This window comes from Aliagarivorans taiwanensis DSM 22990, assembly GCF_000429505.1.
In the GTDB taxonomy this organism is placed as follows: domain Bacteria; phylum Pseudomonadota; class Gammaproteobacteria; order Enterobacterales; family Celerinatantimonadaceae; genus Aliagarivorans; species Aliagarivorans taiwanensis.
Genome location: NZ_AUBZ01000006.1, coordinates 24307 through 49186 on the forward strand (window position 1 = coordinate 24307; position 24880 = coordinate 49186).

General features: G+C 48.5%; 24 protein-coding genes. 8 read left to right on the top strand and 16 right to left on the bottom strand.

The features are described from left to right. Positions 1–117: 117 nt before the first annotated feature. Together G462_RS0105660 and ung are read left to right on the top strand one after the other, a co-directional pair. Positions 118–855: a glycerophosphodiester phosphodiesterase family protein gene (locus tag G462_RS0105660; RefSeq protein WP_026958138.1), complete on the top strand. Its 738-nt coding sequence runs from the start codon at positions 118–120 to the stop codon at positions 853–855. Between the two features lie 51 nt (positions 856–906). Further along, entirely contained in the window at positions 907–1563 is a 657-nt protein-coding gene (ung, locus tag G462_RS0105665) for a uracil-DNA glycosylase (protein WP_026958139.1), read from the top strand. Between the two features lie 73 nt (positions 1564–1636). Here ung and G462_RS0105670 read toward each other — a convergent pair whose 3' ends face one another. Together G462_RS0105670 and G462_RS0105675 are read right to left on the bottom strand one after the other, a co-directional pair. Next, entirely contained in the window at positions 1637–2083 is a 447-nt protein-coding gene (locus G462_RS0105670) for an NfeD family protein (RefSeq protein WP_245579536.1), read from the bottom strand. Positions 2084–2099: 16 nt separating this feature from the next. Next, positions 2100–3035, bottom strand: coding sequence for an SPFH domain-containing protein (locus tag G462_RS0105675; protein ID WP_026958141.1), 936 nt, complete (start codon positions 3033–3035; stop codon positions 2100–2102). A 246-nt stretch (positions 3036–3281) separates the two neighbouring features. On the opposite strand from G462_RS0105675, the gene trpB reads away from it, so the two are divergent. Continuing rightward, positions 3282–4505, top strand: coding sequence for a tryptophan synthase subunit beta (trpB, locus tag G462_RS0105680; protein ID WP_026958142.1), 1224 nt, complete (start codon positions 3282–3284; stop codon positions 4503–4505). Positions 4506–4511: 6 nt separating this feature from the next. On the opposite strand, the gene G462_RS21835 is transcribed toward trpB, so the two are convergent. The 4 genes from G462_RS21835 to G462_RS0105700 all read right to left on the bottom strand — a co-directional run bounded on the left by G462_RS21835 (position 4512) and on the right by G462_RS0105700 (position 7305). Next, a complete protein-coding gene (locus G462_RS21835; protein ID WP_051326555.1) occupies positions 4512–4931 on the bottom strand; it encodes a YbaN family protein in 420 nt (139 codons plus the stop codon). A gap of 80 nt (positions 4932–5011) precedes the next feature. Then, positions 5012–6247, bottom strand: coding sequence for an OmpP1/FadL family transporter (locus tag G462_RS0105690; protein ID WP_026958143.1), 1236 nt, complete (start codon positions 6245–6247; stop codon positions 5012–5014). A 359-nt stretch (positions 6248–6606) separates the two neighbouring features. Continuing rightward, positions 6607–6888 carry a hypothetical protein gene (locus tag G462_RS0105695; RefSeq protein WP_026958144.1) on the bottom strand — a complete coding sequence of 94 codons (282 nt, stop codon included), beginning with the start codon at positions 6886–6888 and terminating at the stop codon, positions 6607–6609. A 117-nt stretch (positions 6889–7005) separates the two neighbouring features. Continuing rightward, positions 7006–7305, bottom strand: a complete 300-nt coding sequence (locus G462_RS0105700; RefSeq protein ID WP_051326556.1) for a hypothetical protein — start codon at positions 7303–7305, stop codon at positions 7006–7008. Positions 7306–7488: 183 nt separating this feature from the next. On the opposite strand from G462_RS0105700, the gene G462_RS0105705 reads away from it, so the two are divergent. Further along, positions 7489–8322 (top strand): mechanosensitive ion channel family protein, encoded by an 834-nt coding sequence (locus G462_RS0105705; protein ID WP_026958146.1) that lies wholly within the window; start codon positions 7489–7491, stop codon positions 8320–8322. A gap of 57 nt (positions 8323–8379) precedes the next feature. On the opposite strand, the gene G462_RS0105710 is transcribed toward G462_RS0105705, so the two are convergent. The 4 genes from G462_RS0105710 to G462_RS0105735 form a co-directional block, all read right to left on the bottom strand. Then, entirely contained in the window at positions 8380–9024 is a 645-nt protein-coding gene (locus G462_RS0105710) for a nitroreductase family protein (protein WP_026958147.1), read from the bottom strand. A gap of 519 nt (positions 9025–9543) precedes the next feature. Continuing rightward, positions 9544–9828, bottom strand: coding sequence for a helix-turn-helix domain-containing protein (locus G462_RS0105725; protein WP_017043871.1), 285 nt, complete (start codon positions 9826–9828; stop codon positions 9544–9546). Next, entirely contained in the window at positions 9825–11519 is a 1695-nt protein-coding gene (locus G462_RS0105730; protein ID WP_026958149.1) for a DUF927 domain-containing protein, read from the bottom strand. Before G462_RS0105730 ends, G462_RS0105725 begins: the two co-directional genes overlap by 4 nt. A 246-nt stretch (positions 11520–11765) precedes the next feature. Beyond that, entirely contained in the window at positions 11766–12101 is a 336-nt protein-coding gene (locus tag G462_RS0105735; protein ID WP_026958150.1) for a hypothetical protein, read from the bottom strand. Positions 12102–12245: 144 nt separating this feature from the next. Here G462_RS0105735 and G462_RS0105740 point away from each other — a divergent pair, with 144 nt between their 5' ends. Both G462_RS0105740 and G462_RS0105745 read left to right on the top strand, forming a co-directional pair. After that, the gene (locus tag G462_RS0105740) at positions 12246–13088 is read left to right on the top strand and encodes a hypothetical protein (RefSeq protein ID WP_035476876.1); all 843 of its coding nucleotides are present in this window, start codon (positions 12246–12248) and stop codon (positions 13086–13088) included. Between the two features lie 16 nt (positions 13089–13104). Then, on the top strand, positions 13105–13821 hold the full coding sequence (locus G462_RS0105745; protein WP_026958152.1) for a hypothetical protein: 717 nt from the start codon (positions 13105–13107) through the stop codon (positions 13819–13821). 177 nt (positions 13822–13998) lie between these two features. On the opposite strand, the gene G462_RS24450 is transcribed toward G462_RS0105745, so the two are convergent. Together G462_RS24450 and G462_RS0105755 are read right to left on the bottom strand one after the other, a co-directional pair. Then, entirely contained in the window at positions 13999–14274 is a 276-nt protein-coding gene (locus G462_RS24450) for a hypothetical protein (protein WP_157378562.1), read from the bottom strand. A 5-nt stretch (positions 14275–14279) separates the two neighbouring features. Next, on the bottom strand, positions 14280–15245 hold the full coding sequence (locus G462_RS0105755) for an integrase domain-containing protein (RefSeq protein WP_026958154.1): 966 nt from the start codon (positions 15243–15245) through the stop codon (positions 14280–14282). A gap of 1032 nt (positions 15246–16277) precedes the next feature. Here G462_RS0105755 and G462_RS0105765 point away from each other — a divergent pair. After that, on the top strand, positions 16278–17813 hold the full coding sequence (locus G462_RS0105765) for a DNA cytosine methyltransferase (protein WP_026958155.1): 1536 nt from the start codon (positions 16278–16280) through the stop codon (positions 17811–17813). Here G462_RS0105765 and G462_RS0105770 read toward each other — a convergent pair. After that, positions 17797–19167, bottom strand: coding sequence for a hypothetical protein (locus G462_RS0105770; protein WP_026958156.1), 1371 nt, complete (start codon positions 19165–19167; stop codon positions 17797–17799). The two genes, G462_RS0105765 and G462_RS0105770, sit on opposite strands and share 17 nt — an antisense overlap. 8 nt (positions 19168–19175) lie before the next feature. Continuing rightward, positions 19176–21323: an ATP-binding protein gene (locus G462_RS0105775; protein ID WP_084404949.1), complete on the bottom strand. Its 2148-nt coding sequence runs from the start codon at positions 21321–21323 to the stop codon at positions 19176–19178. Between the two features lie 400 nt (positions 21324–21723). Here G462_RS0105775 and G462_RS24745 point away from each other — a divergent pair, with 400 nt between their 5' ends. Further along, positions 21724–22320 carry a hypothetical protein gene (locus G462_RS24745; RefSeq protein ID WP_211234191.1) on the top strand — a complete coding sequence of 199 codons (597 nt, stop codon included), beginning with the start codon at positions 21724–21726 and terminating at the stop codon, positions 22318–22320. A gap of 188 nt (positions 22321–22508) precedes the next feature. Here G462_RS24745 and G462_RS0105790 read toward each other — a convergent pair whose 3' ends face one another. Both G462_RS0105790 and G462_RS0105795 read right to left on the bottom strand, forming a co-directional pair. Then, a complete protein-coding gene (locus G462_RS0105790) occupies positions 22509–23714 on the bottom strand; it encodes a tyrosine-type recombinase/integrase (protein WP_026958159.1) in 1206 nt (401 codons plus the stop codon). Between the two features lie 184 nt (positions 23715–23898). Then, positions 23899–24759 carry a YicC/YloC family endoribonuclease gene (locus tag G462_RS0105795; protein WP_026958160.1) on the bottom strand — a complete coding sequence of 287 codons (861 nt, stop codon included), beginning with the start codon at positions 24757–24759 and terminating at the stop codon, positions 23899–23901. Positions 24760–24880 lie beyond the last annotated feature (121 nt).

Here is a 24880-nt window from a genome sequence, read left to right on the forward strand (position 1 = left end):
AATTAGACCTCCTTTGTGCTGGTTTCGACAAAGAGTGCCAAACTGTCACAAAGCCATGCTATAACGCGCTTTTTGTTGCTGTAAGAGCCCTGAGATTGTCGAGGCAGTGAAGAGATTATGATTATTGCGGGACACCGCGGGGTGAAAAGTGTTTGCCCTGAAAACACCCTTGTCGGGATCGCTAAAGTGGCGGAGTTGAGCTTGCCGTGGGTTGAGATCGATGTGCAGCTAAGCGCCGACGGGGTGCCGGTTATCATCCATGACCGCACGGTGAATCGTTGCAGTAATGGCCGCGGCAAGGTGGGTGAGTTAACGCTCGAGCAGCTGCGAGAGCTAGATGCTGGCAGTTGGTTCGATGCAGCCTTTGCCAATGAGCGAATCCCCACGCTTGCGGAAGCATTAGCACTCTGCCAACAGCTTAAGCTCAAGCTTAACCTCGAGCTTAAGGTCTATCGGGGCGATAACGTTGAAGCGCTCTGCCGGGCGGTGGCGCAGCAGCTCGCCGACTGCCAGTTTGCCAGTGCCGATCTGGTGCTCTCTAGCTTTGAGCACCAAGCCATGTTGCTTGCCAAACAGCTTATGCCCCACTACCTGCGAGGCCAGTTATGGGAAGGCGTACCGCGCAACTGGCAGGCGCAGTTGCAGGCCTTGGACGCCTACAGCGCTCATTGCGATTGGACACACCTTAGCGAGGCTGAGGCGCGCGCCATCAAGCAAGCGGGCTATCAGCTCTACTGCTATACCGCCAATGAGCCGGCCAAGGTGCGAGCCCATCACCAGTGGGGCGTGGATATGTTGATCAGCGACAGCCCCCAAGCATTTATTAATGACCGCGAGCACGATTGGCTTGCGTGAGCGATCACTTATCCCTAGGCTAGTCCCCGAGCTAATTTAACAGGGGGCAGTATGCAGTGGAGTGACTTGCTGGGCGAAGAGAAACAGCAGCCATATTTTCAGGAATTGATGGCCAAGGTGGCCGCCGAGCGTGACGCTGGCAAGGTGGTGTACCCACCGCACGATCTGGTGTTTGAAGCCTTCAAAGCTACGTCCTTGGACCAGCTAAAGCTGGTGATCCTCGGCCAAGACCCCTACCACGGCCCCAACCAAGCCCACGGCTTGTGCTTTAGTGTTCAGCACGGCGTAAAAACGCCGCCGTCACTGGTCAATATGTACAAAGAGCTGGCGCAGGACATTCCCGGATTCCAGATCCCCCAACATGGCTACCTGCAAAGCTGGGCAGAGCAAGGCGTGCTGTTGCTCAACACCGTGCTCACCGTTGAGCAGGGTCAGGCCCACTCCCACGCCAAATTTGGCTGGGAGCGTTTCACCGACACGGTGATTAGTCAGGTTAACCAGCATTGCGAAAACGTGGTGTTCCTGTTGTGGGGCTCACATGCTCAGAAAAAAGGTGCGGTTATCGATGCGCAGCGCCATCATGTGTTGAAAGCGCCACACCCATCGCCACTGTCGGCTCACCGCGGGTTCTTCGGCTGTCAGCATTTCTCTCAGGCAAATGCCTACCTGCAAAGCATCGGCAAGGCACCGATCAACTGGCAGGTCTAGCCGTATAAGCCGAGAACAAAAAAAGGTCGCCGAGGCGACCTTTTTACGTTTGGCTGTTTTAGGAAGGGCCGTGTTAGCTGACGGGCTTAACCCAGAACACCGCCACTTCCACATCGACCACTTCAACTTCGGTGCCGGCTTCGATGGGCTGTTCACTTTTCAGCGCCCAGCTCACCCCGCTGTGGCGATACTGGCTAAGTCCGCGCTTATCGATTTCTTGCTCGCTGTAAAAACGCAGGCCATGGAAATCGCTGGTGACCCGCTTTGGGCTTTGCTTGTTCTGCATCTTCTTCAGCGGTTTCCACAGCAGGGCTGCGAGCAGCGCAGTGAGTACCGCGTTGCTCAGGGCAATGGTGTTCCAGCTGTCGCCCATCCACCCCAAGGCGATGAAGGTGCCGCTGAGTACCATCGACAGGCCGAGAAACGCCAGGATAAAGGTAGAGAACCCCAATGCCAGCACCTCGAACAAGATCAGTACAAAGCCGCCGACAATCAACAGTTGTGGGATGTATTCGGACATAAACAGCACCATAGGCTTAGCCTTTGTTTAACGCATTCAAAATGGTGGTCGCTTGCGCTACCAGTGAGCCAGCCTCGGTTTGACCATCTGGTAGCAATACCACGCTGCTCTCTTTAGCGATGGCGGCCTTGGCTTCAATGGCCTTGGTGGCCAGCTCCAGTTGTACCGCTTTTTGACCCATTTCGGTAGAGGCGGCTTCACCGACTACGCGCAGCGATTCAGCTTGGGCCTCTGCAACCGCGATGATCGCTTGGGCTTCACCCTGCGCTTTCAGTACCTGCTCTTGCTTCTCAGCTTCTGCCTGCAGAACGCGCGATTGTTTTTCACCTTCGGCAATGTTGATCGCCGCTTGACGCTCACCCTCTGACTCTAGAATCTTAGCGCGACGCTCACGTTCGGCCTTCATCTGTGATTCCATGGCGTCCATGATCGACATCGGCGGGGTAATGTCTTTAATCTCGTAACGCAGTACCGCAACGCCCCAGGCTTGCGAGGCCTCGTTGATTTGCTCAACGATCTTGGCGTTCAAGGCATCGCGCTCTTCAAAGGTTTTATCCAGGTCAATCTTACCGATCTCTGAACGCATGGTGGTTTGCGCCAGTTGGATTACCGCGAAGGCATAGTCTTCTACGCCGTAGGTCGCTTTGTAAGGGTCAAGTACGCGGAAGTAAAGTACGCCGTCTACGGTCAACGAGATGTTGTCTTTAGTGATCGCACCTTGGCTAGGCACGTCGTAGGCCTGCTCTTTCAGTGAGCGCTTGGCAGATACCTTATCGGCAATCGGGATCAGGAAGTTGATACCCGCTTCTCGGGTTGAGTTGAATTTACCGAAACGCTCGACGATCCACGCCTCGTTCTGAGGAACGAATTTGATCGACGATTTCAGGATCATAATGGCAAGTACCAGCAGTATCACTGGAACGGTAAACAATGCATCAACTATGTAAGGCATAACAGGTCCTTCGTTGTTTTGAGGGGATAAACAATCTGCTCACTATACTCGCAATCGATGGGGCTTAACATCGCCTCAAGCGCAAATAACGATGATATTTTAATGACTTAGTTTCTGTAGGTGGTTACACCTCACATTAACCATACGCAAATTGTGTTTTTTGATTTGGGTCTCTACTCAGCCTGCCTGCTCTCGCGGTAATCTTTCCCCCAGTGCATCTAACACACAGATTTTCAAGGAGAGAACATGCGCAACAGCTTTGACCATCCGTTGCCCGACGCGGCTGGCTATTTTGGTGAGTACGGTGGCAGCTTCATCCCTGCTGAACTGCAGGCGATTATGGATGAGATTACCCAAGCCTATCTGGAGATCCGCCAAGAGCCAGATTTTCTGGCTGAGCTAGCTCGCCTGTACAAGCACTTTGTGGGTCGCCCTAGCCCAATCTTCCACGCCCAAGCCTTGAGCGAAAAGTACGGTTGCCCGATTTACCTCAAGCGTGAAGACCTCAACCACACTGGCGCCCACAAGATTAACCACTGTCTGGGCGAAGCGTTGCTCGCCAAGAAGATGGGCAAAACCAAGCTGATTGCCGAAACCGGCGCGGGCCAGCATGGGGTAGCGTTGGCCACCGCTGCTGCGCTGGTGGGGCTGGAGTGTGATATCTACATGGGCGAGGTGGATATTCGCAAGGAGCACCCGAACGTGGTGCGTATGCGTATCCTTGGCGCCAATGTGATCCCCGCAACCCATGGTCGTAAAACCCTAAAAGAAGCTGTGGATGCAGCCTTCGAGGCCTATATGGGCGACCCGGTTAATCAGTTCTATGCCATTGGCTCGGTAGTGGGGCCACACCCCTTCCCGATGATGGTCCGCGATTTTCAATCCATCATCGGCAACGAAGCCCGCGAGCAGTTCCAAGAGATGACCGGTCAGCTGCCAGACAACTTGGTCGCTTGTGTCGGTGGTGGCTCCAACGCCATGGGCCTGTTCTCGGCCTTCCTGAACGATCAAGGCGTGGCGATTCATGGGGTTGAGCCGGCTGGCCGCACCTTAGATGAGCTGGGTGAACATGCGGCAACCTTAACCTTGGGTGAGCCGGGTGTGATGCATGGCTTTAAGTCCTATATGCTCAAAGACTCACAAGGTGAGCCGGCCGAGGTGTACTCGGTGGCCAGTGGCCTGGATTACCCGTCGGTGGGTCCGCAGCACGCCTTCTTAAAGGATGCTGGTCGGGTGGCCTACGGTAGCGTGAACGATAAAGAGGCCATCGACGCCTTCTTCGAGCTGTCGCGTTTGGAAGGGATTATCCCGGCGATTGAATCGGCCCACGCGGTGGCTTACGCCATCAAGCTGGCTAAACAAGGGGAGCAAGGCGCTATCTTGTTGAACCTATCTGGTCGTGGCGACAAAGACATCGATTTTGTGGTGGAGCACTACGGCAAAGAGTACGGTATCGAATCGTTGCTGTAGCCTGCGTTAGTCTGAATCAGCGCGCTGCGAGTCTTCTGGCTTGGCAGCGCGTTGCTGTTTTTGGGCCGGCGCTTGTGAGGGGCGACTCCATAGAAATACCAGCACCGCGCTTAGGCAGCTTATCGCCACTAAACGCAGGGTTAGCGGCATGTCGTTGAGCAGCATGATGGCCAGTGAGATCCCCACAAACAGCGTGGCCATCCGCTTGGCCTTCAAGCTGATCACCCCATCACGCCGCCAATCTATAATCGGCGGGCCAAACTTAGGGTGATTGAGCAGCCAGTGCTCAAAGCGTGGTGAGCTGCGCGAAAAGCCCCAAGCGCTCACCAGTAGAAACGGCACCGTGGGCAACAGTGGCAGGGCAATACCAAGGATGGCCAACAACAACGACATCCAGGCCAGGGCTTGGTAGAGCAGCTTTAACATCGCAAGATCCGGTGAGAGAAAACGCCAGTATTTACCCTTGCCCGGTTTCAGGCAAGGGCCTTAGTGCGCTTTTGCGGCGCTTAGAAGCGGTGGTTGTACTGCAATCCGGCTAGCCACACATCGCCGCTGGCACGGCCGTTAAATACATCAACCGATTGGCCAAGCTCGGTGTACTCGGTGATATTGGCTGATCGGAAGTGAATATAGGTCAGGCCAAGATCGATACTGGCGTTGGGGCTCAGTTGATAACCAACACCCGCGCTGTACCACAGGCGATCCGAATCAGGGATGGTGATGGTACGGAACTCATCGTCTACCGCGCCCTTGTCATAGGCAAAGCCTGCACGCAGCAGCCATTGCGGGTTGAGCTGGTAGCTACTACCTATAGCCAGGCGGTAGGTGTCGTCCCAGTTCTCTTGTTTAACCGGCACGGTTACGCCTTCTACGTTGGCGGTCAGGCTTTCAAAGCGCGACCAGCCGGTCCAGTTGAAGCTAAAGTGCAGGCGCAGTGCATCGCTTATCTGGTGTTCACTGGCAAGCTCGGCCATTGCTGGCAAATCGATAGGCAGGTTACCGTTACCCACAGGGCCACCGATATCGCTGTTCGCGCTACCTTCCAGATCCAAGGTCACATGATGCTTGTAGGTCAATGCTACGCGATGCTGAGGATTAATCTGCCACATCGCCCCCACATTCCAGGTCCAGGCGTGGTTATCGCCTTCCATATCTAACATGGTGGCGCCACCGACTCCCGGGAAGTTGGCGGGCAGCGTGCTGCGGATGCGGCCTTCACCAATGATCAGGCTTGCCCCTGCGCCCACGCTTAGCTGCTGATTCACTTTGTAAGCAGCGCTGAAGTTGATATCGGCGGTGGTAATCTCCGCCAACTGGCCAAAATGGGTGGCGCTAAAGTCTGAGCCAAACTCGACCCCGGTATTGAAGTTGGAACTGGCTGATAGCCCCAGCCACCAGCGATCGTTTAGTGGAACGACGATAGAGGCGTTCGGCACGATACCGCTTTGCGCAACGTCGTTGGCCGTCGACGGGCCAAAGGCGGCCGAACTGCCGGAGATATCTACGCGTGGGTCGACGTAGGTGCCACCGACCGCGAAGCTGATGCTGTCGAAGTAGCTCATGGCGGCTGGGTTGCGGAAGATAACCGCAGTGCTTTCAACGTTGGCGGCTTCACCGGCATAGGCGCGGCTCAGGCCTCCAACAGAGTGTTCATTTAGCTGAAATCCAGCGCCGTAGGCCAGGCTGCTGCCGAGTCCGGCCAGCACAACAGCGGTTCGAAGAGTAGAAGTAGAGATGCTCACGTTGCGTCCTTTTAGTTGTTACAGAGGATTGAAGGAAGCAGGTGATGGTCTGGGCAAAACGTATCCGTACATAGTTGTAGAGCGATGTTGTGGAGCGATTCAGGCCGACGTAGCGCATTCAGCGAGCTTACTTCAGGGCGACGCATCCTAACTCTGGAGTTTTAACTCTAACAAGAGAAAATTTACTAAAAATAAAATACAGGATTTTATTCTGTTTGAGTTGGCCAAAGGCTGGTTTTGTGGTGTGTAACTAGCTGATATAGCTGCATTTTAAGCTAACGCTTGTACGCTGTATCGGCGTACGGGCGTTAGCTGAATTGGCTCAATTTTCGCTTAGTTTTTTATGAGCTGGGTGGCGGTTAAACGAAGGTGTCGATGCGCTTATACAGGCCGCGATCATCGGCTTGCGCTTGGTTATTGAAGCGCTGCTCGGTATCGAGTTGGGTACCCTGCACGCCCTGACCGGAGGGGCGATAAAGTTGGCTGGCCTCCACATCGCCAGAGGGTTGATTGAGTCCGACCCGATCATCCGGGCGAGCGGCGGTGGGGTTGTTAAGATCTTGCTGCTGCACCTTCTCTTGCGCAGTGTCTGGCTTTTGGACCACCAGAGTATTGAGGCTGTTAACGGCTCCGACTTGCATGGCGAACTCCTTGTCTTGACCAGACAAGTATAGCCAAGCTTGCCGATTTGGCTGGGCACGCTGGTATCGGAGGCGCTACTGTATCGCTTAGAGCATGGATTGAGTTAAAGAGAGTGATTACACCGCCAGTGCAATCAGGCTACCGATGGTGGCGGCGGCCTTAAGGTACTGCCCCATGGTGTAGCTCTTATCTTCGGTTTCTTCGACTTGGGCAGGATGGTCCATGCCCAGAGCGCCATAGCTAAACGACTTTAATTTACTGGGGTTTTCATTGTCCTCGACGTCGGCTGCGGTGTTTGCTGTTGCTTGAACGGGCACTGTTTGCTCTGCGGGTTTCTCCGCTGGTGCGGGTGCCTTCACAGGCTGGGATGCTGCGGGATAATAGGGATTTACTGAGCTCGCTGAGTTGATGTTCATTCGCTTTCCTTGCCGAGTACTGCATATAGCTAGGGTTATCGGCAGCGAGCAAGGTTAGTTTAGTGAAGGCTTAATTATTTGAAACTTGGGTATGCGCTCAACATACCTGACAGTTATCGGTGATAGCACCTATAGTTAAGCGAGAAAAATCAAGAGTTAAGCGAGAAAAATCAAGGAGGTAGAATGGAACAAGAGCTGGCTGAGTTGCAGGGCTATTACCAGATCATTATCGATTATCTGCTGCGCTACAGTTTCTCGTTGGTTGCGGCACTGTTTATCCTGCTGATTGGCCTGTGGATCGCCAACCGGATAGGCCGCTGGCTGTTTCGTTTGATGGAAGGCAAAGGCCTGGATGTCACTTTGGCTAACTTCTTGGCGAATGTGGTCAAAGTGCTGTTGATTGTGATGACCGTGGTGATCTGTCTGGGCAAGATCGGCATCAGTGTCACGCCTTTTGTTGCCGCGATCGGTGCGGCATCTCTGGGGGTCGGTTTGGCGGTGCAAGGGACCTTGTCCAACTATGGCGCTGGCCTGGCAATCATCCTTACTCGCCCGTTTGTGCTGAAAAATACCCTTAGCGTTAAGGGCTACACCGGGGTGGTGGAAGAGATCAATCTGGCCACGACCGTGCTATGCAGTGAAGATGGCGAGCGCATCACCATCCCCAACCGACACATCATTGGCGAGATCCTGATGAACACCGAAGCCAACTCGTTGGTGGAAGGGGCCATAGGCGTGAGCTACGCCACCGAGCCAGAGCAAGCGATTGCCCTTATTGAACGTACCCTGACACAGATCGACGCAGTGCAAACCGAGCCGGCGATGAAAGTCGGTATCGACAGCTTTGGCGACAGCGCCATTAATATCGGCTACCGCTTTTGGGTGCCCTCGCAACAGCTACACCAAAGCCGCTATCAGGCCAATCTGGCGGTGTTCAAAGCCCTCAAAACCGCAGGCGTTACCATTCCCTTCCCGCAGCGGGAAGTACGCTTGTTGGACAACACCAAGAGCAAGTAGAGGGCAAGCCTTTACTTGTTCATGGTGTATAGCAAACAGTGGGTGATCGCCGCCGGCTTAGGCCAGTTCGGTAATCATCGCCTCGCGTGGGAAGCGAACCTTGGCGGCTTTATCCAGAGTGTTAAAGTCGTCTTCACTACGCTGGCCAATCGCCACTGCGACGACTGAAGTCAGGCCTTTGTCATGCAGCTCCAGCGCATCGTCCATCTGCTCCGGCAGGAAGCCTTCGATAGGGCATGAGTCCATCTCCAGCAGTGCAGCGGAGAGCATGCACTGACCAAATACCAGATACACCTGACGCTTTAGCCACTCGATACGCATCTCATGGGACATGCTGTTTACGTAGTTGGTCATCATCTCAACGCGCTGCTCGTTCACCTCGCCACCGCGAACCTGTGCCACCAGCTCTTCAATCGCGCGGATTTCAGCCTTACCAAAGTTGGTTTTGGCACAGAACAGCAGTACGTGCGACGCATCTTGAAACTTACCTTTGTTGGCGTCCCAAGCGGCCTTGGCCATGCGGGCCTTTTGCGCTTGGTTGGTCACCACAAACAGGTGCCAAGGCTGGCTGTTGATGGAGGTAGGCGCTAAGCACAAGGTGTCGAGCAGGGTGTCGATTTTATCTTGTGGCGCCGGATTAGCGGGATCGAATTGCTTGGTTGAGTAGCGTTGCTCCAACGCAGTTTTAAGCTGATTAGTCATTCCTTCCTCGAATTACAGCAGAGAAATATGTTCGAGGATATGCCTAACAATGCCCATATTGCAATGGAATCAGGATGTTGGTGAGCACTATTTACCTAGAGAAGATAAAACAGAGGCCGCTATCCGCGACCCCTGCAAGAATCAATCACAGGTTCAGTTACTATTCAATATTCTGGATCTGCTTGTAGAGTAGCACTGGCAATGCCCTGTGATACCAGTGCTTTCAAGCGATTATGGTGAGTAACTGTATCACGTTACTCACCGATATACTCACCAAAAAGAATTTGGTTAACATCACCGATGTTGCATCCAAAGCAGCAGATCGGACAGCAACCAGGACTTGGTTGCACCAACTTGCTTGGCTACCGGAACTTGGCCTTTTCGGCTTAGTCTCCACCAAGTGGTGTTGCTGACGGAGGTGATCTGTTTACGCTCAGCTTCTCTCACCAGGCGCTCCGATTCACCGTATGCCGTCAAAATCTCTGCTCTTTGTGTCAGAGTCGGTTCAGTATAAGGCATTTATTTTTCCTCCTCCACCCGGTGGGACATCAACCATGCATCGAGATCATCGCGCTTGAAGTACAGCTTGCGATTTGGCTTGTAGTGCGGGATCTGCTTGGCATGGGTCAGTTTGTATATGTACTTAACTGACAGACCTGTGTATTGGGCGGTCTCTTCAGCACTAAGAAACTGCTTTTGCGATGTGATCAAGGTGCGGAGTTCTTCTGTTGCGGTTTTGATATCTGCCAGAAGCGCTTTAGCTTCCGCTCGTTCCTTCTGGGAAATGGGAAAGTGGGAAATCATGCTTCACCTCCTTGTTGGAAACGGCTTAAATCAATGTCGATATCGAGGTCCTTTGCGATCTGGCTGGGAAATAGTTTGAAATGCCTTTCTGCTTTCCCTGAGATGCTACTTTTAAATGTGCCTCGTGATGGTTCGTTAGTCTGAAGCCAGCCTTGCTTTTTTAATATCATGGCGGCTTGAATAACTTGATGATCAAATTCGAGTTTAAGGCCAGTTTTAAATGCATCACGGCGGATATGCCAGCTCAATTCATTACTATTCAATTTCCACCATCCGACCTTAGTATCCGTACCTTGTGATTTGATTGAATACTGGCTCTTGGGAAGAAACTTGCGCAGTTGCTCGCGAATATGCCGTTCCTCGTAATCAAATTCTTCGCTGTAGTTGGCTAGCCATGCTTCAAACACTTTCTCTATCTCAAATCTGGCGGAACCCTTTTCCCAAGGTATTGCTCCCAGGTCGATAGCGAGCTCCCCAACAGCAGCTAGAAATGAAAATCGATCGGCAGCAAATGCCACTTGATTACTAGGATTGATTTGCAGGTTATCAATCCAAGTTTGGGAAATTTCTTTGATTTGAGCGGTAATGGTTTGTTCTAGGTTTGGCATCGCTGAAATCTGATTCAGGAACGGTTGCAAAGCCGTACCAAATTGTTGTTTCGTAACTTTGGCAATACGTTCGGCAAATTCTTTGGGTGACGCTGAACCATGTAGGTTTTCAAACACACCAAAAGTCTGAAAAAGAGGGATCTGAAAAAAACGCATCAATTGGCCAGCTTGAGGTTTTTTGTTTGCTTCTGCGAGCTTTTGTTCAAGGCTAACCTCACCTGTTGATAGCCCGATCAAACTCCAGTAATCCTGAGATCTCGGACCACCGTCCCTATTACCCCTCAGCTTAGATACACCATTACCTATTTGGTAGATGACTTTGGAAACATCTTCAGGTTCTGCTTGGTGAAGTTCATCGAGTAAAACCAGCATGCAGTTTCTATCCTTAGCGCGGCCTGCGAGGCCGTTTGCTGTACTGCTCCACGTGTCTCGATATTGGTAGTCAGAATAAACAGATGCCGATAAGCGTATTAATGTTGTTTTGCCATTTTTGGATGAACCCAAAAAATGGATTATAAACGAGTCCCAGTCGAGTTTATCGAGTAAGGGTGCTGCAAGTGCCGCACACAAAGTGAAAATCATCAAAGCATTATCCTGACAGAGTGTGGCAACGTTATCTTGCCACTCTAAAAAGGTGCCATTGGAGTTTAATTGATCAGGTGAATCACCGTTGTACATCACCTCTTGCTCACCGAAACCTGCGACCCAATTAGGTGTAACAAATTGGCCAAAGTACCAACCCGTCTTTTCAACGGTTACTACTGTTTTATCTGGACTCTGACTCATCAAGTAGTCGAGAATGAAGTGCCAATAATTTGATTTGTGGTGAATAAATAATCCAGTGTCGGCTAATGACTGAAGCATGTTTTTTCCGCTATCAGCCAAAATATCTCTCATTTTGAAAACGCGCTCGTGGGCATTTCCTGAGCGAGATGTCCATTGTAAAAGTACTCCGAAGTCCTTCATAAAGGTTGGATCATAGGTGAAGGCTTTTACATGAGTTGGTCCTGCGATTAGTATTGGAGCCTTATTTTTTTGTTCTAGTATCAAGCCAACTTTCTTGGCTATAACGTTCTGGTTCATAACAAATTCCTATTCAATAAATAGGCTGCAGCGCTATAGTTTTCAGCTGATTTCAGTTCATTTCGTTAACGATTGCTATGGTAGCTGTACTGACTTAATAACTAGCGCTCTGGAACTGTCCCAAATGGGCTGTTTGGCAGTGAATTTAGATAGGAAGTGGGGCGGTATTGGCGAAACAGGTTTTACAGGGTCATAAAGTGATACGCTTGCACATGTGAAAGTGTGAGGTCGAAATCGAGAGCGGTATTATAGGAACAAATATTTCAACTGGTGCTTAATGCCAAATTCCTTAAGGTTGCCAAATTTTTTCTGTGCAGCAATGAACAGTTTTTCATCAAATTTGGTCGGAAACATTACTATTTTGCATGGTGATTGCGACGTGACGTAAACCCTGCAAGGTTGAAGAATACCGCATGGATTGTTGGAACCGTACATCCTCGAATCAGATGAAAACTCGCTGTAGTCAGCATTGATAACCAGAACCAGCTTATCGAAATGCCAGCTGATGTTGGCATCTCCACCCTGGCAGCGATCAATCGCTTCTTTTATTATTTCTAGCTTTGCTTGATTTAAGTTCTTCATACTTATCCTTAACTGTGTTGACAGTGTTTTTAGTGCTCTGAATTGTCTCGTCAGAACATCGCTAAGTTATTGATTTTTAGGTGGTTGCATGTTGGTTTTTTCGTGAGATTATTAATTGATTCACTAATTCGAAGGAGTGTTAAAATGAATAAATTAATCTATCTCTCGATAGCCACCTGTTTGGCAGTCACAGGCTGCGCTTCAACTTCAGAACCAATCGTTTATGACAGTAGCCATAGCCGCGCTTACAACATTGCGCAGGCCGGTGGTTTATATGACGTTAAAGACAAGAAGGTTCCGCGAGCCGACTATGAATTGTTAAGCTTTGCAGGTGATGCGGCTGCAAACACTTTGCTTTTCACTTCATCTGCGGGCTTGGGCATGAGCCTTTCAGAAGGCTTCGGAATCGGCTTGCTCACCGCTGCTCTGGAAAACCCAGATCCGGCCCAACGAAATAGCATCGTAGCTTGGATGCCACAATCTGAGGCAGAATCGCCAGCACAGGCTCAGAAGCTCCTACTCAATCAGGTAACGAAGGCGATGTCGGAAACTTTGGATGAACTTGGTGTTGGCTATGAAAAAACATCAGCCACCGATGATGAAACTACCGAGTTCTACTTTTATAGCAATGCTCTAGGGTGCCCACAGTATGAACAAGGCATGACCAACCGCGATCTTTGCTACATGCGTGCCCAGATCATTGAGCCTTATGTTCACGCTAGCCCTGATTTTGTCGAGAGCAGTACTCAAGCCTATACCTTCAGCTCCAACCACAAGTATCGTTACCATCGTTTCAAAGTAACGCCTGGAAAAACAGCGACTCTTCCCCTGGAGCAGATTTATGCTTCAGTCAGCAAAAAGTTACCGGAGTGGGCTTACTTATACATTGCGTCTGGCAACTTACAGTTCGGTGAGCAAAGCGTAACTGTGCCTTACCTGCTTGAGCAAGGTAAGCCTCATCTGCTCATCACTCAAGATGACTCCTGAGTAAGAGGCTAAGCTGATGATGACATTAACGACATTTTCCGAGAAGCAATCTGACTCACAAGCATATGTATACTGGCGTGTTGGCACCAAGCGAGGCGGCGTTCTTAACGTAACTTTAGGGTTTGAGCATAGCGACAGTGCGCTGATTACGGAGCTGTATGCCATCCAACATTTGCTCTTTGTCGAGCTGGTACTTGGCCGTGAGCCGGGTTCTGGTCACGGGTATCGTTTGACTGTATCGAAAGGTGCAATTAAAAAACTTGCCCTTGGGCGTTCAGATAAAAAATATGCCTTTAAATATTCGGCCTTCCTGCAAAATCGAATGGCTGGTGTCACCATTGAGGTTTCACGGTCGCAGGATTTTCTGCCAGTGCTTAACGATTCACTGACTCAAGTTCTGACTGTTGGTTCGACCGATATAGCTAGTGAGCTTCAGACCATTAGTACACCAGCCATGGGAAAAGTGAGAATTACCAAGCATGCTGTAGAGCAATATGTATCCCGACTCAGCTCAGGCAAGCCTAAGAATCCCTGGCTTTCGCTGGTTAAGCGTTTGCAGCATCCTAAGTTATGCTGCTCCCTTTTAACGGACAAGGTTCGCCAGCATAAGGCTCGAAAATATGGCACCGCTGATAACATTGAGGAGTGGCGGCACCCTGACGATGAATTTCGCTTCCTTGTGTTAAAACACGGGGATACTCGCACATTAGTGACCAGCTATCCCCGCTGTTGATGTTGGGCTCCGATTTTCACATGTGAAAGTCGGAGGCTAAGTAAATGCTGATTGTTTTTCGCGGCCAGCTACCGCGTATTCAGTGAGTTATTGCTCACTGAAGTTATTACATTTTATCTGTTTCCATTGGCGATTGCGCACTCTGTAGTTGCCCATTCTGGGCGCAACCCTGTCGATTTAAGGCTTTGGCGGTTCACCTGTTCTGCCAAGCAGCTTCCAGAGCAGGCAAAATGCGTAAAAATGATCTCTCAAAGTAGCTTCACTCAAATCGCCTCGCCGGTTGTAGTAGCGATGAATATGCGCACGACCCACTTGCGGAGGCTGTTTCACTCCATGTTCGTGCACTGCAATGTCTTCCAATGCAGCAATCAGTCGTTTCACCATATTGCGACGAGCAACTTTACCGCCATGGCGAACGTATTCATGACACCTCTGCTTGACCCATCGTTCCATAGTCTTCAGCCCAAATAACTGTTTGTCACATCAATACGCCCGTGCCCAAGTTCTCGCGCTACTTGGCTACGGATCTCTTTATCCAATGCCCTAGCATGTGAAACGCTGATCTTCAGCTTTTCAGCAAGGTATTGATGATGAGGCCTACCGTGACCAACTTCCGCTCGAACTGGGCATTCAGCTCGCATCAGTGTCAGGTAGCGCTCTTGAGCATAATGGTGGCGCTCTCCGTGAAAATTTACCGGTAAACGGGCGGCTTCTTTATAAGCATCTTGGCGAAATTCTTTATAGGTCTGGTGAGCAGGGATCAGGCTTCTGCCATCTTGAATTGCAGCCGCTCGTTGTAAAACTTCTACTTGTTGCTGAGAGAGGATGGGCACGCAACGGTCGCGTCCTCCCTTGGTGCCATCTTTAATATCAATTACAGACTTTGTTGTCGCTTGTTTAAGCGCGGCTTCAGCATTTAACTTGGCTGACTCTTCAAATCGCAATCCAAGTTCCCGTTGCAGATCCAGCAGCACGCCAATTCGGTCCGACGCAGCTGAAATTGCCAGATTATGAAGCTCAGGCGTGGTACTTCGACTTTGTTCACAAACCCCGGCTCTGGTTGGTAAGCCGCCCTCACGGACGGGGTCAACTCGCACCTGGTTATCTCCACGGGCGATCTCCATCACCCGATTAACTGCACTCATGTAGTTTTGTGCAGTCGCCGGTGAGATCTGGTCACGCTCAAAGCGATCTCGCAAATGCGCAGCATATTGTTGTAGGTGATGAGTCTCAAGCTTGCGCATGTCTTTTATCCCAAGCTCCGCTTTCGCCCAAGTCGCAAACACCCGCCATCGATCATGGAGTGTTTCTCGTGTTTGAAAACTTTGCACATCTTCCTTTAGCGCATTTAACCCAGCTCGGGTCATATCCCTGTTTTGTAAGCCAAAGTTGTAAGCGTCTGGATTTGCTCGTTCGCACCTCATTGCTGTCGTCCCTCAGGTTATTCAACTAGCGGCCATGCTTTTCATCATTGATTGGTAAGTGATAAGGCAGTTTTTCTAACAGCTCTGCTTGCTGCTTGGCCACCAAGATCTTGCTCGGCACATAGGGTAGATAAGCCCGATACCCACGGTGTTAATTACTGTTAAACAGTTACGAATGAACATCGCTATGGAGAAAGCAACTCATTCAACTACCTGGTCCGTTGCATTGCTTTGTTGCATAGATGCGTTGTTCTGGTAGCAGATCCGGCTAATGTCATCGTCTTTGTCTCCTTGTATTGATGGAACGAACCTGCGATAAGCAGGATTTTTCGTGCATTTTCGTGCGCGGTGCGAAAGCCCTGACGCATTGAGCGTCAAGGCTTCCGTCGGGGGTAGCTACCCCCGTCTCTGTTCCCTGACGGGAGACAGAGACGGGGGCTGGTGTACCGCTGAGTCAACGGTGATGTAGTTTGTAATGCTGAGCAGGAGGTGCCCTGGTTGAGTAGGCTGGCTCAAAGTTGAGCCAGAATTCTGCAATCAAACAAGCCTGAACGCAGACAAATTTTGCTGTGCAGTAAAGCGTACGCACAGCAATGCAGCAGCATAGTGCTGCAAATATAATCATTAAAATCATGGTGTTTCCCTCAGTGTGAGAATAATCAGGCGAGGGAGTGCCCAGTAGGGGCAATTCCCCCGTTCTGGGTTAGAGATTTAAAGGCCAAAGCCTTTGAGTAGATAGGTATTTTGTTATTGCTGTTTTTGGCCAGCTACCGTTGATGCCCCTTCATCTTTGCGCAAGAAAAGAGCAGCGTCAATCGAAATCGAAAAGCGACTTTTAGGTTGGTTTTGGATTGTTAAGTCATAGCTTGTGCTTTGAAACTTAACAGTTGTTTTTTGATTGTGTTTTGACCGGGTAAGGGAATAAAGAGCGTACACCAGTCTATTTGGAGAGTGGAGGCATAAAGTAATTGTTTATGTTTATTTGCCTGGTATGATTGCCTAGCGTTTAAAAATGACAGTAATAGTGAAGTAATGAAAACAGGTGAAGTTCTTGTAATTGACCTTTTTGCAGGCCCAGGCGGGTTAGGTGAGGGGGTATCTTCAGTCACTGATAAGGAAGGAAATCGACCATTTAAAATCGGTGTGTCTGTTGAAAAGGAACCATCTGCGCACATGACGTTAACCACAAGGGCTTTTTACAGAAAGGTAAAAGATACTGAGGTGGGCTTAAGAAGCTACAACGATTATCTCTTGGGTAAGTTAAGCCGAGAAGAGCTATTTGCTCGCTTCGCAAAAGAGGCTGAACAAGCACAGCAAGAAACGCTTTACACTCCTCATGCCCTTGGTGATGACAACGACGATATTCATCAACGTATTACAAAGCTAGTTAAGGAGCATGGCAACAAGCCTAGAGTCGTCATAGGCGGGCCGCCATGCCAAGCTTATTCACTGGCTGGCCGTTCTCGCAATGCAGGGATAAAGAACTACAAGGCAGAAAAAGATCATCGTAACTTTTTGTATAAAGAATATTTAAAAGTGCTATCTATTGCGCAGCCGGATGTTTTCGTAATGGAGAATGTACGCGGTATACTTTCTGCAAAAATAGACGGGGAAATTATGTTCCCTCGCATTTTAAAAGATCTTAGAGCGCCGGGGCGCGTTACTAAAATAGTAACACCGAGATACAAGGTTTTTTCTTTGGTTGTTGATGCCAACGACCCAACTAACCCTACTTATGACGACCCTACCAACTTTCTAATTAAGTCGGAGAACTATGGTGTTCCCCAAGCTCGTCATCGTGTCATTCTACTTGGTGTACGTGCTGATATTGAAAAAGTACCAAGGATACTTACACCATTTGAATATAGATCAACAGTAGAGCAAGTATTGGCTGATTTGCCTAAGCTCAGAAGTGGCTTTTCTAAGCGTAAAGACAACGCGACTGATTGGGGGAGCGTTGTCTCTAAGAATGCTACCCAAGTTAAACGATTACTGAAGACGCAATTTAATCAATCAAAAGATTTAGACATTAAACCGCATAAGAATCTCGCTCGCTCTGCGTCTCAGCCCGTCGAGTACCCAATTCAAATGCCCGAGCACTTAATTGAATGGTATCGAGCGGTTGAGCCACCTTGTGTGTTAAATCATGAAACTCGTGGCCATATGGAAAGTGATTTGCTCCGTTACGCTTACAGCGCTGCATATACACAGCTAAGTGGTGGTACTTCTCCTAAGGCGAAAGATTTCCCAAGAGATCTTGCTCCTGCTCATGAGAACTGGAATTCCGGCTCTCATGCTGACCGCTTTAGAACTCAAGCGGCAAACAAGTGCTCAACAACGGTGACAAGTCATATTTCAAAAGACGGGCATTACTTTATTCATTATGATCCGAAGCAATGCCGAAGCTTAACAGTTCGAGAGGCCGCTCGTTTGCAGACATTTCCGGATAATTATAAGTTTGAAGGGAATAGAACCCAGCAATATGTTCAAGTTGGGAATGCTGTGCCACCCTATTTGGCACAGCAGATAGGTAAGATTGTGATTGAGCTACTTAGTCAAAGCGAATAATCCCTGGTCGTGCTGCATGTTGAAATGCATTGAAGCTAATATCTGACAAAATCTGATCTTTTAGCCTAAAAATTGGCTTGCCAAGCCATTTGTTAAAATCTGGAATTGCCCCAACCTGATACATAAAAGTTACTTTAACGATATATTCCTGTTCACAAACTCTAATGTTAGGTAAACGATAAATCCCAGAATGCTTGGTTTTGTCCTGCTCTCTAAAAAATGTAAATCTTTCGTATTCAACAGGGATCATTGCGGATAAAAAGTATCTGTGAAGCTTTGTTTTCCGCTGTGCTTGATCACATTCCGCAGACAGCTCTAGAAAGCCTAGCCTTGTTGCTGCGTGAGCTTCGGCTCTTTCAGTACTGTCACCAATATCGCAGTTTAGAAATTCTTCATTCAGTAGCGCTTTGATTTTTCTGCCAAAATGGTTTTTGATTTTCTGAGCATTGTCAGGGTTATTCATGTAGGTAGGTTCAAACTCTACCCAAGTCCCACGTTTGGTATTGGAGGCCTCAGCGTCTAACTCTTCGACATGATAAAAGGAGTTTAGATATGCTTTCACATCACTGTCTGCCCTGATTCGCTTTCCAATCTCATTGGCTGCATCAGTCCATACAGAAGGTTCTATTTGCTCATACATTGATTGTATATGGTCATGAAGCACTGGTTCTAAGCCAAGCTCTATCGCTATATCTGGTTCTTCTGCAGCATTTTTTACACCCAAGGTTTCATTACCAATTACAGATAGCATGGACTGAAGTTTGGTAGTGGTTTTATCTTTATATTCACCTAAACTTTCATGTTCGGTCGCGCGAGCTAAGTTGAACAATGAATCTGTTGTTTTTTGTGCTGCAGTTGAGACCCGGCCTTCCCAGCTACATAATGCATCGAACACCTGACTTTCTTTAGTTATAGTAGTAATTCGTTCTGCTAGGTCTTGTTGACCTGATTTGAACTGAGTCTTGTCTAGTACTCCCCAGTGTATAGGATGAGGTATATCGGTATATCGCTCATAAATCACTTGCATTACAGGATCGACAGTGCCTGCATTACGAGACCAAAAGTACAAGATGAATGGGCCACTCAGCGGTAACTTATGTAGAACTTCTGCAATTGGGCCAGCTAGTTGTTTTTCATCAACTTTTTGAAGCTCTTGAAGGTTAAGATCAGAAATTACGATGCGTGGCTTGATCATGTCGAGTTTGACGTGATCTATTCCTGACTCATTGGCGGGATCATCTCCTTGATAGTGTATAGGGAAGCATGGGTAGCCCATGCGCGTAAAACTATCTTGAAGTATATCTAAGTCTTCTTTGTTATCGTCTATAAGAACGATACTTGGTAAACTGATCATTATTATTCCTAGCAAAAAATCATTACTACTGCTGCCCCCTGATATGCTTCAGGTAGGTCTAAATCTTCTGGGTTGCATATTTGAAGTCTACCTCCGATTGTTTCCATCACTTTATCGGCGTAGTAAAGCCCAACCCCCATACCGCCAGGTCTAGAGGTTTTGAAAGGCTGGATCGCTTCTTCTGGGGTCAAACTAAAGCCAGGGCCATTATCCATAACAACTAATGCTGGACCTTCCTTAAACCAGTTGGGAAGGGTATCGATACGTATAGCAGGTTTAAAATCACTACCTTTTTTCTCAGCTTTTAAGTTTGTCCAATGAATTGAGTTATCGATCAGGTTAGTTAAGGTTGCTTGAAGTAAACCGAATGGTGCCGTAACCTCAAACGATTCTGATTCGTCAGTATTGACAGGACAAGATATAGTCACATTGTGGTGTTTGAATCGATGTGTATTAAGTTTGATAATCTTTTGAGTAAGAGCTTTGATGTTAAACGTTTTCTGTTCATTACGGCGGAGAAGTGGAGCAAAGCCCTCGAGTAATTCAGCAAGATGTTCTGCTCGCTTTAGAAGGGTTTCGTAATCATCAGACTGTCGGATTGCTTCGTTTAGATCATCAACCCCCCTTTCTACCTCGTGAAATATTACAGCCAAATTGATGCCAGCTATGCCAGAGCTTAAAGTAACCTCCCTCATTTGAAGATAGTCTGATTCAATTTGTGCAACTTTACCGCTCATTTCTTCTTCAAGCTTGTGTTTTTTGATTGTTTTTTTAATGTCTTCAATGCTCTCGGTGAAGCGAGTTGTTGCTGGTGACGCATCTTTAATATCTCCTTTTAGGTAGGCATCAAGAGCTTCACGATCATTTCTGTGCTTTAAGTGAAAATCTTCAATCACACTAGCGACTATCCATCGATAACGTTTATAAGTGTCATTATCATCAAAACCCTCACGGTTTGTTTTTTCCTTGAGACCGGCGCTATCCTCAAGGTTTAAATCAATACCACCAATAACCATTCCTGTATCGATTTTTTGACCAGGCATATTGATTCTTCCTGCGTTTAAACCGAGCCAGTCATCTTTCCCTTCGCCATAGTTGAAGACGCGGATACCATCTCGGTATACGCGTACTCCAGATTGTTCCTTTAAATAATCTTTAATTAATTGGGGAGAACCAATAGCGCTTAACACAGCTCCAGTTTTCATGAATATATAAAAGGTGCCGGATATAGGACCGATTCCCTTAATATCTTCAGGTTTTAGCAATAATGATTCGCGAATCGCTTCTTCGCGAGCCAACTCTTCTTCTTTGCTAGGTTCTAAAAGTTCAAGTTGCTCATCTTTAGTTTCTATAGAGGAAGAAGCTAGCTCTTTGAATGTTTGAGGAGGATTGAAAGAGTAGGTCGACGAAAACTGACCATTTTCATCGATAATGAAATCATATGTCCACAGTGCCTTGTCGAGTATATCTTTAGCTTCTAGTAAATCTGCGACTTCCTTTTCTCTGCCTGGAACATTCAAATTTACATCGAAGTCAGATACAGTCTTGAATGGCGAGATAAGGCTAGTCAATAGGCGTTTAAGGCGTCTTAAATCACCACGAGTCCAATGTGTGTTGTTTAAGTCACCAATTTCAATTCTTGTCCCCGTTTCTGATTTGAAATACTTAGGTGTTTCTAGAGGTGTAATTGTTACTCGCGTATCTTCAATGTACTGAGCTTCGTCAATCAATTTGGGCCAATCAATAGTTATCTGGTGTTCTGCAGAATCTTTAGCTCTTGTGTTGATTGTAAGTTGCTTACCTAATTTATGAACAGCTAGGCGGCCAACTCCTTTTTCTCCTAGAGGTAGGCGATTAAGTGGAGCTGGAGTCCTGATTTTATTTTTGCTACGTTTACTGTTTGTACCTATTTCCATCCACTTGTTTAGGATGTCCTCTTTGGTCATACCGAAGCCGTTGTGATCCCATATAATAATGTGCGGGTTATCACCATCTAAGTTCAGCGTAACGTCCACTTTAGTTGCGTTGGCATCGTAAGCGTTTTTTACGAGCTCAAATACAGCCAAACGGTCGTCGCCAATTAATTCATCACCTAAAAGCTTGAGCAAGTGGGCATTTGCTCTAAACGGCGTAATTAGTGGCATTTTATCTTCCATTTCTACCTCTCAAACATGAGTGACCTAGCCTTCTGCATAATCAAAGCTTTTGTGTTTTATTCGGTGGCCTACGATAAGTAAACTTAGAATACTGTAGGTGAGGGAATCTTGCTGATTGCCTTCACTGTTCCAATTTTATGATTAAGCAAGTAGTTTTAGCTATTCGTCTGTGATAATGCCCCTAATATCATAATTATTAAACTAGTTTTGTACTCTATGGGGTTTAGCTCACACCAATTTTTGTGTGGTTCAGGGGGGCTTTCAGCAGCGTAATAGCTTAAAATTCTGAGGTTTCTTTTAGTGTTCTGTTAGTGCATTTCATTTGTTTTCAATTGCTTATTGCGTATTCGATGTATTGTGCCAGACTGGTTTATGAGGTGTAACTAAATGAGGAACTGGTATGGCTATCAAAATGAAAGCTGTTTCAGCGGAGGCTGCGGCAAGGCACCCTGGCAGCGCTGGTATTGAACCTCATGCTTTCACAGAAAAAGAGGCGGAGACAGCAGTTATTCGTGATTGGCTCTGGCCGTTAAAAGTGATGGTGAAATTGGTTCTTTTTGTGGCGTTGTTGTTTGCCTTGCCCAGCCCAATTTCATTTTTGATTATCCTGTTTACCGCAGCTTATTGCGTGAACAAGCTACATCGACGTTATGGCAGGCCCAGAGCCAGCACTAACAGGGTGAGACGGTTCCAAGGGCATGGATCGATATCGATGGGAGCTAGCTCGGCATCTGGCTTATTAAGTTCAGGAGTATACCAAGCTGGATTGGTTGATGCGGTAGGTGTGGAATTGATACCAGATGCCGCAGATTATGCCTCTGATTCGAGTTCTTCATTTTGGTGTGGTGATATCAATCCAGCAAGTGGCCTTCCCATGATGGAAAACTCCTGTATTGATATCGGCGGCAATGTGTTTGGGGATGACAGCATGACCAGTATTGATACTGGCTTCGATTGTGGTGGTATTAGCTGCGATCCATTTGATTCAACGATTTAAGGAGGTTGTATGGATCTGCTTTGGTATTGGCTCGTGGGGCTGCTTTTGACGATAGCTGCCGTTGGAGGAGTGTATTGGTATGCTGCTTATCAGGCCAAACGGTGTGGGAGCTGCAAGGAAGAATAGTGTTCCCAATTTCCCTGATTTCCCACTTTCCCGCGCTTCCATGGTAAAGGAGGCCAGTTAACTCAAAGATACTTGGCGAGGCGATCTGCAACCTTCTGGTGAGCATCTCTTCGTTCTTCCAGAAAATCGTGACGGTTGTAGATACCCTCAACACCTTTGAGTTTGTGGTTTAAGCAACGCTCAGCCACCTGCCCATCAATGCCTTCGGCAGAAGCCAGTGTTCTGAAGGTACGACGCAGGTCATGGACAACAAAGTAATCAACATCCCCCATTTTGTTTTGGGTCGGCCTGGCTTTGTCCTTACCAAACAAATATTTAATGGCGGTGGTTATCGTATCTGAGCCCATGTGTGCTCTTTTGCTTCTTCGTCTACTTGGGAAGACATATTCAGAATCAAGCGCCCTGATCTTGAGTTCTTGCAGCCAATTTACAGCTTGGTGAGGTAGGGGAATGGTCAATGGGATACCGTTTTTACTGCGACTGGCTGGTAGCTCCCAGATAGCCTTATCTAAGTCGATTTCACTCCAAGGGGCTTGGCAGAGTTCGCTATTTCTGACGCCTAGCACTAGATACAGGCAGCAGGCCAGATAGTTTTCTCGCGTAAAGCTCACGTTGTTTTCTCTGAACACCCGAAACACAGTCTCAATCTCTTCTTCAGTTAACACTCTGGCGCGACTCTCTTCAACACCTCCGGCGTCATTGACACGAAAAGCGGCGGCGGGATTTATCTGGGTGAGATCCAGCTTATTGGCATGTCGAAACAGTTGCTTCATATACATGAGAGTGTCGTTGGCGATGGTTGGCCGATTGCTATCCACAATACGTCTGATGACTTCTCGCACATCTAATGCTGTTACCTTATCGATTTTAAGCTTCCCAATTACTGGGCGGATCTCTTTGGTGTAAACACGTTTTGGAATGTTCGGGTGCTTGAGCCTATCTTTAAGATCATGCTCAAACCAGTCTTTGAATAAGTCATCTATGGTTTGTATGCCGGACCATTGGCGGCGTTGGCGTTCTGCCAGTGGATTGATGCCTTGCTGGATCAGCTTTCGTTGCTGGAAGGCTGCATCACGTGCGTCAGCAAGCGATAGTTCTGGATAGGACCCAAGTGTCATTTCTGGACGACTGCCGTTGATTGAAAATCGCAAGATCCAAAAAGGTTCTCCAGAAGTCGGTACGACGAAGTAGAGGCCGTTGCCATCTGCGGTTTTGCGTGGTTCATCTTTGGCTAAAGCAGCGACTTTTCGTGCGTTGAGCTTACCCATATAGTTCTCCTTATCATGGAAAGTTACTCACCATTTAAGGGCATACTAGATCAATCCTACTCACCACTAAACTCACCAGTTGGTTGAAAATTCAGGCAAAGACCTGAAATCTCCTGAAAACAAAAAAGCCCCTATTTACAGGGGCTTGGTAAGATTAAGTAAGCTCAAAGAGACTCAAAAAACCTTATTCGATATTTTGGATCTGCTCGCGCATTTGCTCAATCAACACCTTCAGCTCCACCGCTGCCTGAGTGATCTCGGCATTAATCGACTTAGAGGCTAGTGTATTCGCTTCGCGGTTGAACTCTTGCATCATAAAGTCGAGGCGTCGACCGCAGGCGCCGCCTTTTTTGAGGATCTTGCGGGTTTCGGCCACGTGGGCATCGAGGCGATCGAGCTCCTCGGCGACGTCGACCTTTTGCGCGGTCATGATCATCTCTTGCTCGATGCGCTGTGGGTCCATCTCGTCTTTGATTTCCGCTAGGCGGTTTTCCAGGCGATCGCGTTGCCACTGCATGACTGCTGGCATCTCGCCGCGTACAAAGCTGACTTGCTCGGTAATGGCTTGCAGGCGCGCTTCGATAAGCTCAGCCATCTTCTGGCCTTCGCTGGCGCGGCTGGCGATAAAGTCTTCCAAGGTGGCTTGCCACTCACCTAGCAGCTCTTTGCTGATGGCATCGGCGTCTTGCTCGGGGGCTTCCATTACGCCCGGCCAGCGCAGTACGTCGACTGGGTTGATCTGGCCGCCGGCGTGCTCTTGCACCCATTTGGCAGAGTTGATGATCTGTTCTGCCAGCGCTTCGTTGAGCTGCAGGTCGCTGCGGTTGGCTTGGTCGGCCTCGAAACGCAGGTTACATTCCACCTTGCCGCGCTGCAGTGCCTTGCGGATGCGCTCGCGCAATACTGGCTCGAGTGAGCGGAACTGTTCCGGCATGCGCCAGTAAGATTCCAGGTAGCGTTGGTTTACGCTGCGAATTTCCCAGGTCGCGGTGCCCCACTCGGCTTTGTGTTGGCGGCGGGCGTAGCCGGTCATGCTATGAATCATCAACTGTTCTCAACAAAGGTTTTGCGCTGATTATACTTAACTGCGTTAATCTCTCCAGTCTTGGCCTATTGAGCCGTGACCCCACCAGCTTTCGCGCCTATAATAGGCCGCAATTTGTCAC